Annotated in this window: 16 protein-coding genes and 1 pseudogene; 6 read left to right on the top strand and 11 right to left on the bottom strand. The window is 65.7% G+C overall.

Annotation, left to right across the window (positions count from 1 at the left end; translation table 11 throughout):
• Positions 1 to 148: 148 nt before the first annotated feature.
• From ACQPZW_RS48425 to ACQPZW_RS48445, 5 genes are all read right to left on the bottom strand, one after another.
• Positions 149 to 994, bottom strand: coding sequence for a helix-turn-helix domain-containing protein (locus ACQPZW_RS48425; protein ID WP_433792699.1), 846 nt, complete (start codon positions 992 to 994; stop codon positions 149 to 151).
• 27 nt (positions 995 to 1021) lie between these two features.
• Positions 1022 to 1534, bottom strand: coding sequence for a DUF6879 family protein (locus tag ACQPZW_RS48430; protein ID WP_433792700.1), 513 nt, complete (start codon positions 1532 to 1534; stop codon positions 1022 to 1024).
• Positions 1509 to 1739 carry a hypothetical protein gene (locus ACQPZW_RS48435; protein WP_433792701.1) on the bottom strand — a complete coding sequence of 77 codons (231 nt, stop codon included), beginning with the start codon at positions 1737 to 1739 and terminating at the stop codon, positions 1509 to 1511. The genes ACQPZW_RS48430 and ACQPZW_RS48435 overlap by 26 nt, the downstream gene beginning before the upstream one ends.
• A 144-nt stretch (positions 1740 to 1883) precedes the next feature.
• On the bottom strand, positions 1884 to 3032 hold the full coding sequence (locus ACQPZW_RS48440; protein WP_433792702.1) for a protein kinase family protein: 1149 nt from the start codon (positions 3030 to 3032) through the stop codon (positions 1884 to 1886).
• 188 nt (positions 3033 to 3220) lie between these two features.
• The gene (locus tag ACQPZW_RS48445) at positions 3221 to 4042 is read right to left on the bottom strand and encodes a hypothetical protein (protein WP_433792703.1); all 822 of its coding nucleotides are present in this window, start codon (positions 4040 to 4042) and stop codon (positions 3221 to 3223) included.
• Positions 4043 to 5626: 1584 nt separating this feature from the next.
• Here ACQPZW_RS48445 and ACQPZW_RS48450 point away from each other — a divergent pair.
• A complete protein-coding gene (locus ACQPZW_RS48450; RefSeq protein ID WP_433792704.1) occupies positions 5627 to 6985 on the top strand; it encodes a calcium-binding protein in 1359 nt (452 codons plus the stop codon).
• Positions 6986 to 7070: 85 nt separating this feature from the next.
• On the opposite strand, the gene ACQPZW_RS48455 is transcribed toward ACQPZW_RS48450, so the two are convergent.
• Positions 7071 to 8420, bottom strand: a complete 1350-nt coding sequence (locus ACQPZW_RS48455; protein ID WP_433792705.1) for a hypothetical protein — start codon at positions 8418 to 8420, stop codon at positions 7071 to 7073.
• 72 nt (positions 8421 to 8492) lie between these two features.
• Between ACQPZW_RS48455 and ACQPZW_RS48460 the strand changes: the two genes are divergently transcribed.
• Positions 8493 to 9128 carry a methyltransferase domain-containing protein gene (locus tag ACQPZW_RS48460; RefSeq protein WP_433792706.1) on the top strand — a complete coding sequence of 212 codons (636 nt, stop codon included), beginning with the start codon at positions 8493 to 8495 and terminating at the stop codon, positions 9126 to 9128.
• 1 nt (position 9129) lies between these two features.
• Here ACQPZW_RS48460 and soxR read toward each other — a convergent pair whose 3' ends face one another.
• Positions 9130 to 9573, bottom strand: coding sequence for a redox-sensitive transcriptional activator SoxR (gene soxR / locus ACQPZW_RS48465; protein ID WP_433792707.1), 444 nt, complete (start codon positions 9571 to 9573; stop codon positions 9130 to 9132).
• 45 nt (positions 9574 to 9618) lie between these two features.
• Here soxR and ACQPZW_RS48470 point away from each other — a divergent pair, with 45 nt between their 5' ends.
• Together ACQPZW_RS48470 and ACQPZW_RS48475 are read left to right on the top strand one after the other, a co-directional pair.
• Positions 9619 to 10335 (top strand): thiamine pyrophosphate-dependent enzyme, encoded by a 717-nt coding sequence (locus ACQPZW_RS48470; RefSeq protein WP_433792708.1) that lies wholly within the window; start codon positions 9619 to 9621, stop codon positions 10333 to 10335.
• Positions 10332 to 11204, top strand: a complete 873-nt coding sequence (locus ACQPZW_RS48475; RefSeq protein WP_433792709.1) for a transketolase family protein — start codon at positions 10332 to 10334, stop codon at positions 11202 to 11204. The genes ACQPZW_RS48470 and ACQPZW_RS48475 overlap by 4 nt, the downstream gene beginning before the upstream one ends.
• A 24-nt stretch (positions 11205 to 11228) precedes the next feature.
• On the opposite strand, the gene ACQPZW_RS48480 is transcribed toward ACQPZW_RS48475, so the two are convergent.
• A complete protein-coding gene (locus tag ACQPZW_RS48480) occupies positions 11229 to 11654 on the bottom strand; it encodes a hypothetical protein (protein WP_433797870.1) in 426 nt (141 codons plus the stop codon).
• A 113-nt stretch (positions 11655 to 11767) separates the two neighbouring features.
• Here ACQPZW_RS48480 and ACQPZW_RS48485 point away from each other — a divergent pair, with 113 nt between their 5' ends.
• Positions 11768 to 12163, top strand: a complete 396-nt coding sequence (locus tag ACQPZW_RS48485; RefSeq protein WP_433792710.1) for a PH domain-containing protein — start codon at positions 11768 to 11770, stop codon at positions 12161 to 12163.
• Positions 12164 to 12212: 49 nt separating this feature from the next.
• On the opposite strand, the gene ACQPZW_RS48490 is transcribed toward ACQPZW_RS48485, so the two are convergent.
• Both ACQPZW_RS48490 and ACQPZW_RS48495 read right to left on the bottom strand, forming a co-directional pair.
• Positions 12213 to 13121, bottom strand: a complete 909-nt coding sequence (locus ACQPZW_RS48490; protein WP_433792711.1) for a rhomboid family intramembrane serine protease — start codon at positions 13119 to 13121, stop codon at positions 12213 to 12215.
• Between the two features lie 21 nt (positions 13122 to 13142).
• A pseudogene (locus tag ACQPZW_RS48495) lies at positions 13143 to 13666 on the bottom strand (peptidylprolyl isomerase).
• Positions 13667 to 13792: 126 nt separating this feature from the next.
• Between ACQPZW_RS48495 and ACQPZW_RS48500 the strand changes: the two are divergent.
• On the top strand, positions 13793 to 14374 hold the full coding sequence (locus tag ACQPZW_RS48500) for a hypothetical protein (RefSeq protein WP_433792712.1): 582 nt from the start codon (positions 13793 to 13795) through the stop codon (positions 14372 to 14374).
• 9 nt (positions 14375 to 14383) lie between these two features.
• Here the strand turns inward: ACQPZW_RS48500 and eccB are convergent, their stop codons facing one another.
• Complete coding sequence (gene eccB, locus ACQPZW_RS48505) at positions 14384 to 15697, bottom strand: type VII secretion protein EccB (protein ID WP_433792713.1); 1314 nt, start codon at positions 15695 to 15697, stop codon at positions 14384 to 14386.
• Between the last annotated feature and the right edge of the window lie 44 nt (positions 15698 to 15741).

Raw genomic sequence — 15741 nt, forward strand, 5'->3', positions numbered from 1 at the left:
AAGCCACCGAGAAATCCGACCAGGAGAGCCGCTATGGCAGCCAGGATTACAGCCATGGATCACCTCCGCGAAAGGGAATCTGGTATCTGACGGCAACACTAAGATCCCTGAGTGATCGGCCTCAATGAACGTGCATGGACTTGCACACCTATTTGAGAGAGTCGACCGCTGATGTGATCAGTGCGCGCGCATCGGCGCCATAGACAGCAAGGTCGGTCAGTTCGGCGAAGGTCCGGGCGTACATGCCGACCTCATGCGGTTGGGTAATCGTCAGAAACGCGGACACCAGTTCCACATTCACCTGAGCGTCGTCGAAGATCCAGAAGTCCTCTACCGGCCACAGCGCGGTGCGGTCAGCATCGAGCGGGATGACGCCGATGCTGACGTTGGGCAGCGTCGCCAGGAGCAAGAGGTGGCCGAGCTGGCCGGCCATCGTGGCGGGGCCACCGATCCGGTGTCGGAGGGCGCTCTCTTCCAGGATCACCGCGAAGCGCCGTGATCCGTTGTATAGGACGCGCTGTTTCTCTACCCGTACGCGGACGGCCTCGTCCAGGTCGTCAGGGATGTCGCGCCGGTCCCGAATCGACTTCAACAGGGCCTCAATGTAGCCGGGCGTCTGAAGCGGCCCGGGGATCAGCCACGACGAGTAGGCCCGAAAGTGCCTCGTCCGTTCCCACAGCGGGATGACCGACTCCTGAGCACGCCGTAGGCCGGACCGCTCCATACGCCGCCACTCAACGTAGGCACCATCGATGTTGCGGGCCGTGGCGATCAGGTCAGCAATCTGGTCCCCGGCGCCACAATGGATCGCGTACGCCCGTAGATCCTCGTCCGACGGCCCGGTCCGGCCGTTCTCGATCCGGCTGCACTTGCTCTCGTGCCAGCGTGCCCGAGAGGCCAGCTCACGCGCGGTCAGACCGGATTCCATCCGGATCTCCCGCAAGCGCTTGCCCAACGCCTCTCGGGCCTGCTGAACACTCGACGACGTCGTCACGCCGGACTACCCGCGTCGGCGCTGTCGTCAGGCCGGCCGGTACTCCTCATGCGGAACCGCACGTGCCCATACCGCAGCGAACGCAGACGCACACAGCTCCACCACTCTCGGATCGGTCACCAACTCCTCGCCGGTCATCGTGCCGTCACCCGCAAAGTGGTTGAACAGCACCGAAGCGCCGTCGAAGATCCAGAAGTCGTTGCCCGGCAACGCCAGGTCAGAGGCAAGACGGCGCGGGAGCCACCGGACCGACTCACCCGCCTTAATGTTGTGCCCGTCGGTCAGCTCGTACTCGTAGCGCACGTACGCAGAGATCGGCTCGGAGACGATGCGCGCCCGGTGGACCTGCACTCCCTGGGCGACCGACGCGGACACCAGGTCGATCCACCAGGACCAGCGTTCCGCCGGATCGAACCGATCTCCGGAGGTCCACTGGTGGAAGCTCTCATCTAGCCCGTACGCGTCTCGCGTTTCCAGGTGGTAGGCACTGTGCCGGACGGAACGGAACAACCCCTCAAACGTCGGTTCCGTCGTCGCCACCGTTCACCTCCGGGAAGAACTGCATCATGCGTCTCGGGAACTCGATCACCGTCTCGTGAGCCGGGATGCTCATCTCCGCAAGACGGTCGGCGTCCGTCACCCGCCATCCTTGCAGGATGTAGTTTCCCGACTCCTCGTCCAGGTAGACCGTGGGAGACCCATTGTTCGGGCTGTCCGGATCCTTACCAAGCCGTCGCAACGCCATCGTGCCCTCCAGTACCTCAGGTAGCGATCGATGTGATTGAGCTTGCGTGGACTACGCCCTCAGCGACCAGTCGCTTGCACGAACTTCTACACGGTTATGGCCGAGTACGAGGTTCCTGCCAAATACTGTTGGAGTGCACCATCATCATGCCGAGGCGTCTGTCGGGGCAGCAGCAAGTCGCTCGACATCCGCGATGATGTCGCGGACCGTTCGGTAGCGGTCAACTTGATCATTAGCAGCACACTTGTGCACGATGCGACCGACTTCGTCATTGTTCGGCTTCAGTCCTTCACGACCCGTAAATATATATGACAGCACCCAGCCGATTGAGTAGATTTCATTCGGAAGACCGTAATCTTTAAAATTAATCAGCGTTGGATCCCGGATAGTGCCACGCATCTCAGTTTGAGTCAGTGTAAAAGATGAGTCATGTTCCTTGGCCAGCCCAAAATCTGAAAGCTTCACGAGGACTGCGCCACCGGCATATACCTTGAGAAGGACATTTTGTAAGCTAATATCGCGATGCAATACCTTATTCTGATGAATATAATTCATCCCATAAAGAAATTGCAAAGCAATTCGCTTCCTTGAGGAGAGCGACAATTTGTCGTTGCGTCGAAATATGAATCCTCTAAGGGTGTCGTCACAGAACTCCATCCGATACTCTTTTCGCTCCTCGTTGAATTGATAAACTTCCAGGACATAGGGAAAGCTTAGACTCTTCATAATTTCAAATTCTCGCCTAAACCGGGCGAGATCACGATCACCTATTTCCTTCTTGGCGCGCTTAACGGCAAACTTGATTCCATAGTTGGGATCAAGATACGAGTAAACGAAGGCATACGACCCTTGACCCACCATCTTCAAGCTTGCAGATTCATCGCGCTTGAGAAGTTTTACTGTCGCGAAAGAGCTGTGGAAAACCGGCTCGTACTTTACAATTTCGATCGGCTCAAAGTCGCCGGGTATGGAACTACCCCCACTCGGCGATAACCAGAGCTCGCATCGCTCGACATCCGTTTCGTAGCGCTCGTCAAGAAAGATCTCGATCCCGGACCTTTTAAGGTCGCGCCGAATTTCGCGCAGCCTAGCAATTAGATCTATCAATTCCCTACTATTATTTGCCCAGTAATGGCGGCCGCTTCGTAAACGCTCATTTATCGATCCAAAGTGAAGGTTTAAGCGATAATGGAGAACCGCGAACATGCGACCGAATTCCGGGTCATCGTAAAGCCGGGACAACGAAGAGGATGCTTCCTGCTCAGCAAACTCCTGCCTGAGGTCATCCAGCATCAGATCAGTAGGCGTTTTCACCTAACTCGCCACCAATCTTCACTCGATCCAAAATTTACGCTAAAATGGCAACCATTGATGACCTGTACACCTTCTCTAGACACGCCGGCCGCTCCACCTTTCGAAATACCCATTGATACACCGGTTTGGATGAGATGAGGGCTTACCTTCAGGATCGTTACGAAGGATCAATCCGATTCTTCAGGAATATCGGCCCGCACAACGAAGTTGTATGGATCAGGCCGGGTTACGCCGATCGCCGACAGCAGCTCTGAACTAGCAATCTGCAAAGCAGAAAGTTCATGATCGCGATACGCATCCTTGAGCGGATCATCTGGATCAAAGGCGGTGAAGATTAGCTCGCTCCATTGACGCTCCTGCCTGGACCACATCGTCAAATGATCCGGCACCCATAAAACCCAGACCGTATCAAGGTTAATGTCCGGCGGTATCTCCGGCATATGAGGCGCCATAAAGGTTGAGGTAATAGTTTCGAGTGCGAAACTCTCAAACGGGTGAACAATTAGGAAAGAATTTCGCGAGCAATCCGCACCCACAGACTTTCGGTCGAACTGATCGACGCACCGCCTAAGCTGCGGAAGTCCCGCCTCAATGATGTCCCGAGCATACTGAACGACTACGGACGTACCCATCCCTATCGAACTGCCGCCACTTCGGTCGATCTCTTCCATTTGCGAGAACTTCCGCCGGAAATCGCCCACCAGCGATTTCGCCTCGAACGCTACTCTTGGGCGGCCCGAGAACACTCGCCTCATATCGTCGTTCAGGTCGAGCTGAAATACGAAGTCCATCCCACCGTCTTCATCCATTTCGACAGGCGGGGCGCCCAAGAAGGCGGTTAGCAAGATTGCGGCTAGATGTTCGCCACTCTTAACCCTCAGCTTGAGTAGTCGATCTGAATCGATAGATCGCAACTGATCGACCGCTACACCCAACTGCCGGGCGCTGATCGCTACAACATGGGTCCCAATTGATGAGTCATCACTCATCGACACAGGCTGAACGCCAGACCCTCAAACGGTCAAGAGGTCTCCTACGCTGTTCGCCCTCCGGCTTTTGGGTACAACTGCCGATAGGCCCCTGGTGTGGATCTTCCGTGCGGCCGCCTCAAACCCACGTCGGCCGGACCTTCCTCCATCCGTGAGCGCGTGTGCTCACGTCGGCATCAAGGATGCTGGCAGACAGGAATGCCACGCACGGAACGGCTCACGCGGACCACACCTCAGCATCTCCCGAGGATGCTGCAGTGGGTCGACTGACGACGGCGCGGCGGAGTTCATCATGAACAGGAAGCCCCACCGGACACCGAAGTAGGCACTCAAGCCGGATACCTCGATTGGGCAAGCCCGCACGGCATCCTCTAGCCCTCGATCTGGCCGGATGCCTCCCACCCAATTGGGTTGGGACCTCAACCAGAAATCTGGCACGCTCTCACCAGGGAAAACGTGTCCTAACATGAGTTCTTAGGCTCAGTCCTCACGTTTCTAGATCGGGTTGACACGTACGCGTCAAGCAACTCCTGAGCAACCGAGGCCGAATAGCACTCTATGTAGTTTTTCGATTACAGAGTGGGCCGATGCGAACTCGCAGGTGAGGCGGCATACCTTCGGGCCAGACATCCGTCCAGAGGCAGATTTTTATGTGATGTAGTTCACGCCCGAGTGTCGACCTCTAGTAGTTCGCCCATTACCCGGAGCGATCAAAAAACCTCTCACTAGACCACAGAACGGGCATGGATCTTAATGCCAACTACGAGTAGTGCTCACCCGCTCACGGCACGCGAGCACCTCAAAGGTCTAGCGTCTTCTCAGGCAGTTCCTGGAGCAACAAAACGGGGTGAGTTCGCTGTGCAAGAGCGAACTCACCCCAGTGCCCCACTCCTGCCTGACAACCCTGTAGAGATCCCAATTGGAGCAGGAGCATGGCCACAGTAACGCCGTCCAGTAGGTCTGACCAGGGCGGGCACGACCCGGACAAGCGGCCAGACGTCATCAAGTCCATCCTCACGGCCGCCGCGGGCTGCGGAGGCGCTGTGGGTAGCCTCCTCGCAATCGGCGGGCAGGTGGCGGCGAATGACAGCACCGTAAGGCTCGCGATCGGCGTAACCGCTGGCCTCTTTGCGTTCGCGATGTTCGTCGTCGCTTTCGCCGTTTGGCCCCGCCGATAACGGCCGGAGGGGCCCGGCGCGGAAGATCTCCGCGCCGGGCCCCTCCGTTGCTTTCACTGTCTCCGTGCCGATGACCGCACGCCTCAGCCATGATCACGAGCGCCTGCCACGACCATAGCGTGGCAGCATCGAAGCGATCAGCATCGTTCTTACAGGTCATAGCCTTGCAGCGTCCGGTCTTGAAAACCGGTAAGGGGAAACTCTTCGTGGGTTCGAATCCCACGTCCTCCGCCCCTCTGAGCAGCGAAACCGCCGTTGACCTGGAGCAGTCCGGGTCAGCGGCGGTTCACCGGCCCCGGGACGCAGCGGGGTTCAGGCGTCGGGGCAGCGGTACAGGCGGGCGGCATCCTACGATCTCGGCACCGTGCGGCATCCGGGTCGCCGGCCCCTTAAGCGAAGGTCGACAATGGCCCGTTCGACATGGCTGCCCCGCATCATTCTCCCGCTCTTCGTCACCGCCGGTGCCACCGCACTGGCCGCGCCGGCGCAGGCCGCGCCGGTCGGCGTGGCTTCGGTCGTGAAGAGCACGATCGTGCAGTTCAAGGCCGCTGCCAAGAAGCGGAACCAGGTCGTGGTCACCCGCTCCGGAAACACCGTCACCGTTGACGACCGGGTCGCGATCAAGGCCGGTCCCGGCTGCAAGGCGGTCAAGAAGGACAAGACCAGGGTCACCTGCCGGATCGTGAAGGCGCCGACCGGGCTGCGGGTCTCCACCTACGATGCGGCCGACTCGATCACCAACCGGACGAACCTGCCGCTCACCGCCAGTGGCGGCACCGGCAACGACACCATCGTCGGCGGTCCGGCCGGCGACGCGCTCCACGGCGGCACCGGTAACGACTCGCTCTCCGGCAACGGAGGCAACGACGGCATCTGGGGCGACGTCGGCGACGACCGGATCTCCGGTGGCGACGGCAACGACCGGCTGTACGGCTGGACCGGCGCCAACCAGGTCTGGGGCGGCAACGGGGACGACCACATCGAGCTCTGGACCGGCGCCAACCGGGTCTGGGCCGGTGCGGGCACGGACACCGTCTACGGCAGTCCCGGTGTCGACCGCATCTGGGGTGGCGACGGCCGGGACGACCTGTTCGGCCAGAACGGCAACGACGCCATCGACGGCGGCCCGGGGCCGGACCTCGTCTCCGGCGGGGACGGTGACGATGCTGTCCACGGTGGCGCCGGTGACGACGACGTTCGGGGCGACTACGGCGGCGACGACGTCTTCGGCGGGGACGGCGACGACGAACTTCGTGCGGACAACGGCGATGACCGGGTCTACGGCGGCGCGGGCTCCGACAGGATCTGGGCGGACGCGATCCAGAACGACGGCGACAAGGACGGCCAGGGCGCGGACTACTATTCCGGCGGCGCCGATGTCGACTCCGTCATGTACAACAACTACCGGACATCCTCCGTCGTCGCGGACCCGGACGGTGTCAGGGGCGACGACGGCGCGGACGGCGAGCGTGACACCATCGCCACCGACGTCGAGGAGCTGTGGGGCGGGCAGAGCGATGACACGCTCACCGGTGGCCCCGGCCCGAACACGTTGTACGGGTGGGCCGGCAACGACACGTTGCGGGGTCTCGGCGGCGAGGACCACCTCTTCGGTGCCGACGGCGACGACGTCGTGGACGGTGGTGACGACGGCGTCCGGGACTGGGTCGACGGCGCCGGCAACACCACCTCGACGCCCGGCGACACCTGCTACAGGTGGGAGCTCGACGACCTCAACGACTGCGAGCTGATCGTCACCCCGTAACGGGTGAACACGGCCGGCAGGTGCTCCGGCTGGATCCCACAGAAAGGGCCACATCTCGGCGCGAGATGTGGTCCTTCCTCGTCGGTCAGGCGCGGCCGGTCACCGTGAGGGTGGCGGCGTTGTTGGTGCGGTTGCGGTCCGGGCCGAGAACTCCGTTGGAGTCGGCGGTCGTGACCGTGACCGCGCCGGTCGACGTCCCGGCGCTGTCGATGCGGAACGTGAACGGCACCGTCAGCTTCTGCCCGACCTCCAGATCCCGGAACTGGCAGTGATAGGTGCCGTCGAGCCGCGGGAGGCACTGCTCCTCGTCGTACGACACGACGGTGACCCCGGACGGGACGACCACACTGACGGACGGGTAGCTGACCAGGACGTCCATGCGACCCGTGTCGATGCGGGCCGTGCCACGGTTGCGCAGGCCGACCTGCACCTCGACCTCGGTGCCGACCCGGCCGCGAGCGCTCGCCCCGACCGCGGCCTCGTCCGGCAGGTTCTCACCGGTGATGTCGACCTCGACGCTGGTGTAGTCGTCGGTCCAGTCGGGGTCGGTCTGGGCGCCATCGGACAGTGCGGCACGCGCCGCCGGCTTCTCCACCAGCCGCAGCGGACCAGCCGTGCCGACCGTGGAGACCGGGTTGCGCTGCTCGAACTCCACCAGCCACCTCGCCGCGTCGTTCGCGGTCTGATACTGCGTGCCGCTCGTCAGCTGCATGGGTGCCGGAGCGTCCCGACGGATCTTCAGTGGTACGCCCTCGGACGGCACGTAGGTCCGGCCGGGCTCCAGCACATCGTCGAAGGTGCAGTAGAACTCGCCGGAGGCATACCGGCAGTTGCTGAACCGGTGCTCGAAGTCGACGTTCATCGAGCCGGCCCCACCGTTGAACACGACACCCTTGACGGGCTTGTCACCGGCGTTGGTGACGCTGGGCGCAAGCGTCACGGTGGAACCCGGCGTCCCCGAGACGGCGATCTCGGGCTCGGCGGCCAGACTCACCACGTCGGCGATGGTCACGTTGATCGTGCCGGTGACCTCACCGACCGCGATCTTCACCGTCCCGGTGTCACCTGCCCGCGCCTCGGCGGTGGGCACCACCGTCAGTTTGGGAAGCTGCTCATAACCGTGAGCCCGGATCGACATGGCCGGGTAGATGCAGGTGAGCGTCGATCCGTCGCCCGAGCAGTAGGAGCCACCGTCGATGACCGCCTTGCCACGGAGGTCGGCGGCGTCAGCCGTCAACCGGACCTCGGGCAGGTCGATGGCCTCGTCGCCGGTGTTCACCAGGATGACCCACGTGCCGTCGTGGGTGGAGCCGATGCCGGCGGTCACGTCGTAGAGCTCGAGCGTCAGGCCGTCGGCCGGAGCCGCCTGCGCCGCGGTGGGCGTGAGCAGGAGTGATGCGAAAATGAGCGCAGCAATGCCAGCGCGCTTTGACACGTGGATTCCTCCCCCGTAGATGAATCGACCGTCATCATATCGACGGGGTCCGACACTGGCAGGCTTGATCGCGTGACCGGGAACAAGGATTGGCACGACTGGCACCGCGACTACGCGGATCCCGGATCGGCGCTGGCACGGCGGCTGCGGGTGGTCCGGGAGCACATCGGCGCATGGCTCGACGAACGGCCGGGGCAACGGCTCACCGTCGTCAGCATGTGTGCGGGCCAGGGCCATGACCTGCTGGGGATCCTGGCGGCCCGGCCGGACGCGGCGCGGGTCCGGGCCACGTTGATCGAGTTCGACGGGCGCAACGTCGCCGCCGCCCGGGAGAGGGCCTTGGCTGCCGGGCTCGACGGCGTGACCGTCCGCGAGGCAGACGCCGGAGACCTGGCGGCCTACCGGGAGGCGGTCCCGGCCGACCTCGTCCTCATGGCGGGCGTGCTCGGCAACATCGATGACACCGATGTCCGGCGGACCATCGCCACCCTGCCCCGGCTCTGCGCGCCCGGCGCCACGGTGATCTGGACCAGGACCCGCCGGGCGCCCGACCTGACACCGGCGATCCGTGAGTGGCTGGCCACGGCGGGCTTCACCGAGTGGGCGTTCACCGCGCCGGACGGCGTGTTGTTCGCCGTGGGGGCGCACCGTTTCACCGGCACGCCGAAGCCACTGCCCGCCGAGGGGCGGATCTTCCGTTTCCTGTGACTCAGTTCACCACCGGGTTGAGGATGCGCTGCGGGCCGGTGCCACCGGCGGCGAGGCGGTCACCCGGGTTGGCGAGTTTGCACCGCTGCAGGGAGAGGCAACCACAGCCGATGCAGCCGCTCAGCTCGTCGCGGAGCCGTTCCAGGACGGCGATCCGCTCCTGCAGCCGATAGCGCCAGCGGGCGGAGAGCCGCGACCAGTCGGCCTTGGTGGGGGTGCGGTTCTCCGGCAGGGAGTCGAGGGCCTCGCGGACCTCGTCGAGGGACACCCCGACCTGCTGGGCGATCTTGATGAACGACACCCGCCGCAGCTCGGCCCGGTCGTATCGTCGCTGGTTGCCGCTGGTACGAGAGGCGTGGATGAGCCCCTCCCGCTCGTAGAAGCGCAGTGCCGACGGCGCCACTCCGCTGCGGGCGGAGAGTTCGCCGATGGTGAGCGTCTCCATTGCACTCCTTGAGTTGAAGTGAACTTCACGTTGCAGCCTAGACATATGAAGCTGCTCAACCGAGTCACCGCGGACGTCAAACACTCTCCCAGCGCCCACTCCACGCTCGATGTGCTGTGGGTTCTCTACGATCGCGTGTTACGAATCACTCCGGAGACGGTCGACGATCCGGACCGGGACCGGTTCTTCCTGTCGAAGGGGCACGGCCCGGCGGCGTACTACGCGGTGCTGGCCGCCAAGGGCTTCATCCCGGAGGAGTGGCTCGACGACATGGGCGGCTGGGACAGTCCGCTCGGGCACCACCCGGACAGGGTGCTGATCCCCGGAGTCGAGATCGGCACCGGCTCCCTCGGTCACGGGCTGGGACTCGCCGTCGGCGCCGCACTCGGGCTGCGCGCACAGGGCCGCCTCGACACCCGTACGCTCGTGCTGCTCGGCGACGCGGAGCTGGACGAGGGGTCGAACCACGAGGCGATCGCCTACGCCGCGGCGATCCGCCTGCCGATCACCGCGATCATCATCGACAACCAGAGCTCGACGCACGGGTGGCCGGGCGGATGGTCGGGGGCGCCCACCTGGCTCAGCGAGGACGGTGACGATTCCGCGATGAGCGACCGCACACGCGCCGGACTGTGCGTGGGAATACCGGCACGGTTCCCCAACTGGGGCGTCTCCGTGGTGAACGGGCGCGACCGCGACGAGATCGAGCAGTCGCTGCGCATCGTGGAGAACCGGCCGCGTCTGGTGGTGGCGGCGCTGTGAGGGAGACGTTCATCGCCACCACGACCGCGATCCTCGACGAGGATCCGCGCACCGCCCTGGTGCTCGCCGACATCTCGGCCGACCGGTTCGCCGAGGTGCAGCGCCGGCATCCGGACCGGGTGCTCAACGTCGGCATCCGGGAGCAGCTGATGGCCGGCGTGGGTGGCGGACTGGCGCTCACCGGGATGCGGCCCTACCTGCACTCGTACGCGCCGTTCCTGATCGACCGGGCGTACGAGCAGATCAAGCTGGACTTCGCACATCAGGACGTGGGCGCGGTGCTGGTCAGCATCGGTGCCTCATACGACGCGGCGGCCGAGGGCTACACCCATCAGTCCCCCGGCGACGTGGCGCTGCTGGACACCCTCGACGGCTGGACCGTGCACGTGCCGGGACACCCGGACGAGGTGGCGGCGGTCCTACGAGCGGCGGCCGGTCACGACGACCGGGTCTACGTGCGCCTCTCCACCCAGGAGAACAGCCATCCACACCTGGGCGGGGGACTGCATGTGCTGCGGCGGGGAGGGCCGCTGGTGGTGGCGGTCGGGCCGATGCTCGATCCGGTGCTGGAGGCGACCCTCGACCTGGACGTGACGGTGGCCTACACCGGCACGCCACGGCCGCTGGACACCGCCGGCCTGCGCTCGGCCATGCGCGGCGACGAGATCGTGATCGTCGAGCCGTACGCCAAGGGCACCTCGGCCCACCTGGTCAGCGAGGCGCTGAGCGGGCTGCCGCACCGGTCGCTGCACCTGGGCGTCGGGCGCGCCGAGGTGCGACGGTACGGCAGCAGGCACGATCATGCCCGCGCTCACGGCCTGGACCCGGCCGGGCTGCGCCGCTCGATCAAGGCCTTCCTCGGCTCCTGACGCCCCGACGACGGGCGAGGAACGCTAGGCGTAGACCGGCTTCGCGGCGAAGCTCTCACGCAGGAGCGACTCGGCCATCCACACGGTGTCCGAGTCGCCCAGCCGCATCCGGAACCGCTCGCGAACCCCGTCGATCGCGGTGACGGCCAGCTCGATGCCGGGCTTGGACAGGTCGAGACGCCAGGTCACGTTGCTGAGGTGGCGCAGGTTCGTGTTGAGGTGCAGGCGCAGCCGGTGCAGCAGCGGGGTCTCCCGGGTGACGACCAGCCGGCGTGCGGTCAGCAGCAGCAGCCAGTCGCCGGAGAGCGAGGCGCCGGGCCGGGCGCAGCGGGCCACCAGAAGGGCACGATCGTCGGGGTCGACGCATCTGCGGAAGATCGATAGGTGCCGGTTCGCGGCCGGCATGGCCGCGGCTGCCTCGGCCGCGGGGTGGAACGTACTCAAGAACACGTCCATGCAGTGTTAACGGAGTATGAATCGAAGAAGAGTCGGGCCGAGCCGCTGAATATCGGATTACAGCGGCGCCGCGACGGTGGTTTTCGTCATTCTGCGATAGTGATGAGATGCAGTGGCGAGTGAAACCGGCGCTTCCGGTCGCGAAACTGATCACGGCCGTCGCGCTGCCGGCCCTGGTCGCCGGCTTCGCTCCCGATGACCTGTCCCGCTGGCTGCTCGCGGGGGTCGTGGCTGCGGCCATCGTCGTCTGGGCGGCGCGCGACGTGCTCCATCCGGTCCGCCTCGCGGCGGACGACGCGGGCGTCACCGTCCTCACCGGATTCGCGCGGCGCCGCCATCTCCCGTGGACTCGGATCGAGGCGGTACGCGTGGAGCGCGTCCGCCGCAGCGAGGTGCTGGAGATCGACGCGGGTGATGCCGTCTACGTCCTCAGCGAACCTCAGCTCAACGCGATGCCCGAGGACGTGGCCGCCCAGCTGGCCCAACTGCGCCCGGTCGGCTGAGCAGACAAAGCGCAGCCGAGCAGACACAGCGCGGCCGAGCAGACGACCGTCAGCTGAGCAGATAACTCGTCCGGGCGAGCGCCGCCGCCACGATGATCGCCACCACCAGGGCACAGCCGGCGACCTGTTTCAGCGTCCGCCGTGGGAGCCGGAGATAGGCCAGCACCGCCGCCGTGGCCGCTCCCGCCGCGAGACCACCGAGGTGGCCGGCGATCGAGATGTTCGGCACGCTGAACGTGAAGATGATGTTGGTGACCAGCAGCGGGATCACCGGGCCGGCATCCAGCGCCAGCCGCCGGTTGATCACGATGACCGCGATGACCAGACCGTAGGTGGCGGTGGAGGCACCGGCCGAATACTGGTTCTGCGGATGGAAGACATAGGCCGCGACGTTGCCGCCGAACCCGGCGATCAGATAGAGCGTCAGGAACCGCAGCGGGCCGAGCTGCCGCTCCAGATAGCGCCCGAGGGTGGCGACCAGCGACATGTTGAGCAGCAGGTGCACCGCGCCGTAGTTGATGAACATCGCGGTGACCAGGCGGTACCACTCGCCGTTGGCGATGCCGTGCAGCGAGCCGTCCTGGTAGTAGGCGTAACCGAACACCGCACCCCACTCGGTGACCGGGGTGCTGATGCCGAGCAGGCCGAACCAGCCGCCACCGCCGACGATGGCCCGCGGGCCGCCGAAGACGGCCGAGGCGGTCAGGAAGAGCAGGTTGACCGCGATGATCGCCTGACAGGCGTAGCCGAGCTGGCCGACGCGACTCCCGCCGAAAGCGGTGCGCGCCGGCCGTACACCCTTGTTGCCTTTCTTGACGCACTCCGGGCACTGGAAACCGACCGCGGCGTCGATCCGGCATTTCACACAGATCGGACGGTCGCAGCGAGAGCAGGCCAGCTGCGTCTCCCTCGACGGATGCCGGTAGCAGACCGGAGCCGTCGACGGCGCCTCATTCATGGCACAAAGGTACCTTGAGGCTCAGGAACGCTCGATCACCACTCGCTCGATGACCACGTCCTCACGCGGACGGTCGCCGGGGCCGGTGGGGGTGTTCGCGATCGAGTCGACGACCTTGGCCGACTGCTCGTCCGCGACCTGGCCGAAGATCGTGTGGCGGCGGTTCAGGTGCGGGGTCGGCCCGACCGTGATGAAGAACTGCGAGCCGTTGGTGCCCGGCCCCGCGTTCGCCATGGCGAGCAGGTAGGGCCGGTCGAAGACGAGCTCCGGGTGGAACTCGTCGGCGAACTGGTAGCCCGGGCCGCCGCGGCCGGTGCCGGTCGGGTCGCCCAGCTGGACCATGAAGCCGGCGATGACCCGGTGCGAGATCGTGCCGTCGTAGTACGGCCCGCTGCCCGGCTGGTTGGTCCGGGGTCCTTGTAGTCCTTCGTGCCCTCGGCGAGTTCGACGAAGTTTCGCACCGTCGCCGGAGCGTGATCCGGGAAGAGCTGGAGCCGGATGGCGCCGTGATTGGTGTGCAGGGTGGCGTAAAGGTTCTCGGCCACGGGTACTCCCGTCATCGTGATGGGCTGTTCTCGTGCAATTCGGATCCTCCCCCATGTCGGGGATCCGGCCGCGCGGGGGTACCCGAGAAGGCAACATGGCTGGAAGAAACCACAGGAGGTGCACTGGTGTTCGCAACGATTCGCCGTCGCAGCCGGAAAGCGCGGATGCGTAATGAGCTCGGGCAGAGCGTCGACCACTTCAAGCGCGCGGCGTCGATCGCGGCATACGAGACCAGCGCGACCGTCGCACCCAGGATCAACGCCGCCAAGGACCGGGTCCAGCCCGCCGCCAGCGCCGCCAAGGACGCCGCTTCGCAGAGCTGGGACAGCGCTCTGGCCGCGTTGAACGCCGCGTCGGAGAACGTCCGGAACGCCGGCAAGGCGACCCGGAAGGCGACCCGCAAGGAGCTGAAGGCCGACCGCAAGCAGGCCCTCAAGCTGCAGAAGAAGGCGGAGAAGGCGGTCGCGCGCAAGAAGGGCCGGGCCGGTCGGCTCGCCGGTTGGGCCCTGATCGGCACGGCCGTCGGCGTGGGCGCCGCGTATGTCGCCCGGCGCCGTCGTGAGGCGCAGTGGGACGAGTACGAGCCGGCCACGTCGTCCCGGACCGGCGCCGACGACGCCGCGTTCGAGCCGGTGGAGCCGACCGCCTACACGACCGCGAACGGCACCGTCACCGAGCAGAGCAAGAGCAACCAGGAACCCCGGTAGTCCTCCGGCCTATCGCCGGCCGGCCCGGACAGGATCCAGGGCCGGCCCGGCAGGCAGGTAGGCGACCAGCTGCGCCGGGATCCGGGTGGGACGCACACTCCCGTACCCGAGTCGGCTCAGCAGGTCGCGCCCGGCCAGCGGGTAGTACAGCCCCGCGTCGGTGATCAGGCTGACCGTGCCGCTGCCCTCCGGGGCGTCCGGTGAGGCGGTCGCCTCCACCAGCGCGCCCTTGCCACGGGGCACGTGGACCAGGTCGACCCGCGCCTTGCCGGACGGGACCGTACCCGCCGGGATCGTGGGGTTCACCTTGATCGCGGCGCCGGGCATCGTCACGCAGGCGCCCGTCGCGGCGTCGGCCAGTTTCGGAACAGTGCTGGGCAGCCCCTCGGCGCCGACCAGCTGCGTGTCCGACGGGGGCAGCCTGACGAACACCTCGGCGTCCACCGTGATCGGCGTGGTGGCCAGCAGTTTCGCCTGCATCTCGGTGAGCGCGGCGATCCCGTCGGCGAGCACCACGGCATACGTCCTACCGTCGCCGGTCAGCACCTGACCGACCCGACGGCCGGGGATCACCGAGTTCTTCCGGCCGCTCGGCAGCACCGGCGCGGCCAGATCGGGGCCGGCCGGGACGGCGTCGACCCAGGCGGTCGACACGAGCCAGGGACGGGTGCCGTACCACCCGAGGGCACGCTCGATGGCGTCCACCCGGGCGGCAGGCAGCAGGTGCCGCTTGCCGTCATTGATCAGATGGGTACGCCCACCCGCGTCCCGCACGAGCAGCCCACCGGCCGGAGCGCTGCCGCCGGAGGGCGCCGTCCCGACGACCAGGGTGCTGCGGGCCTGTCCCGACGCGGTGTCGGTGCACACCGACCAGGCCCCGCCGAGCAGGCTCCCGGAGGCCGGTAGAGCGTCCGGCGCGTCCGGGATGCCCAGTGTCGCGCCGAGCGGGATCTCGGCCAGTCTCTCGGACGGCACGGTCTTCAGCGACGGTGTGTCGCCCTCGGTCAGCAGCAGCCCGGACGTGTAGTTCAGCACCGGGTGCAGCTTGCCGTCGGACTTCAGGTAGACGTACCGCGCGCCGCTGTTCTTCTCGAGCAGGACCGCGGCCGTGTCCTTGGCGTCGGCCATGCTGTGACCGGTGAACAGGCCGTAGACGGCGAAGCCGCCGACGATGAGGGCGGCGACGAGCAGGCCGACCAGCGCCGTGACGCCGGCCCGGCGCAGCGGCGACCGGTGTGGATCCGGGTCGTGCGAGACCAGCGCCGCGACCACACGCTGCACCGAGTACTGATACGAGTGCAGCTCATCCTGACGCGACGGCACCCCGACACTCTAGAGGCAGACCCCGCCGCGGTGGGGGTCAGCCG

Origin of the sequence: Actinoplanes sp. CA-252034, assembly GCF_050956125.1 — a bacterium.
Lineage (GTDB): Bacteria > Actinomycetota > Actinomycetes > Mycobacteriales > Micromonosporaceae > Actinoplanes.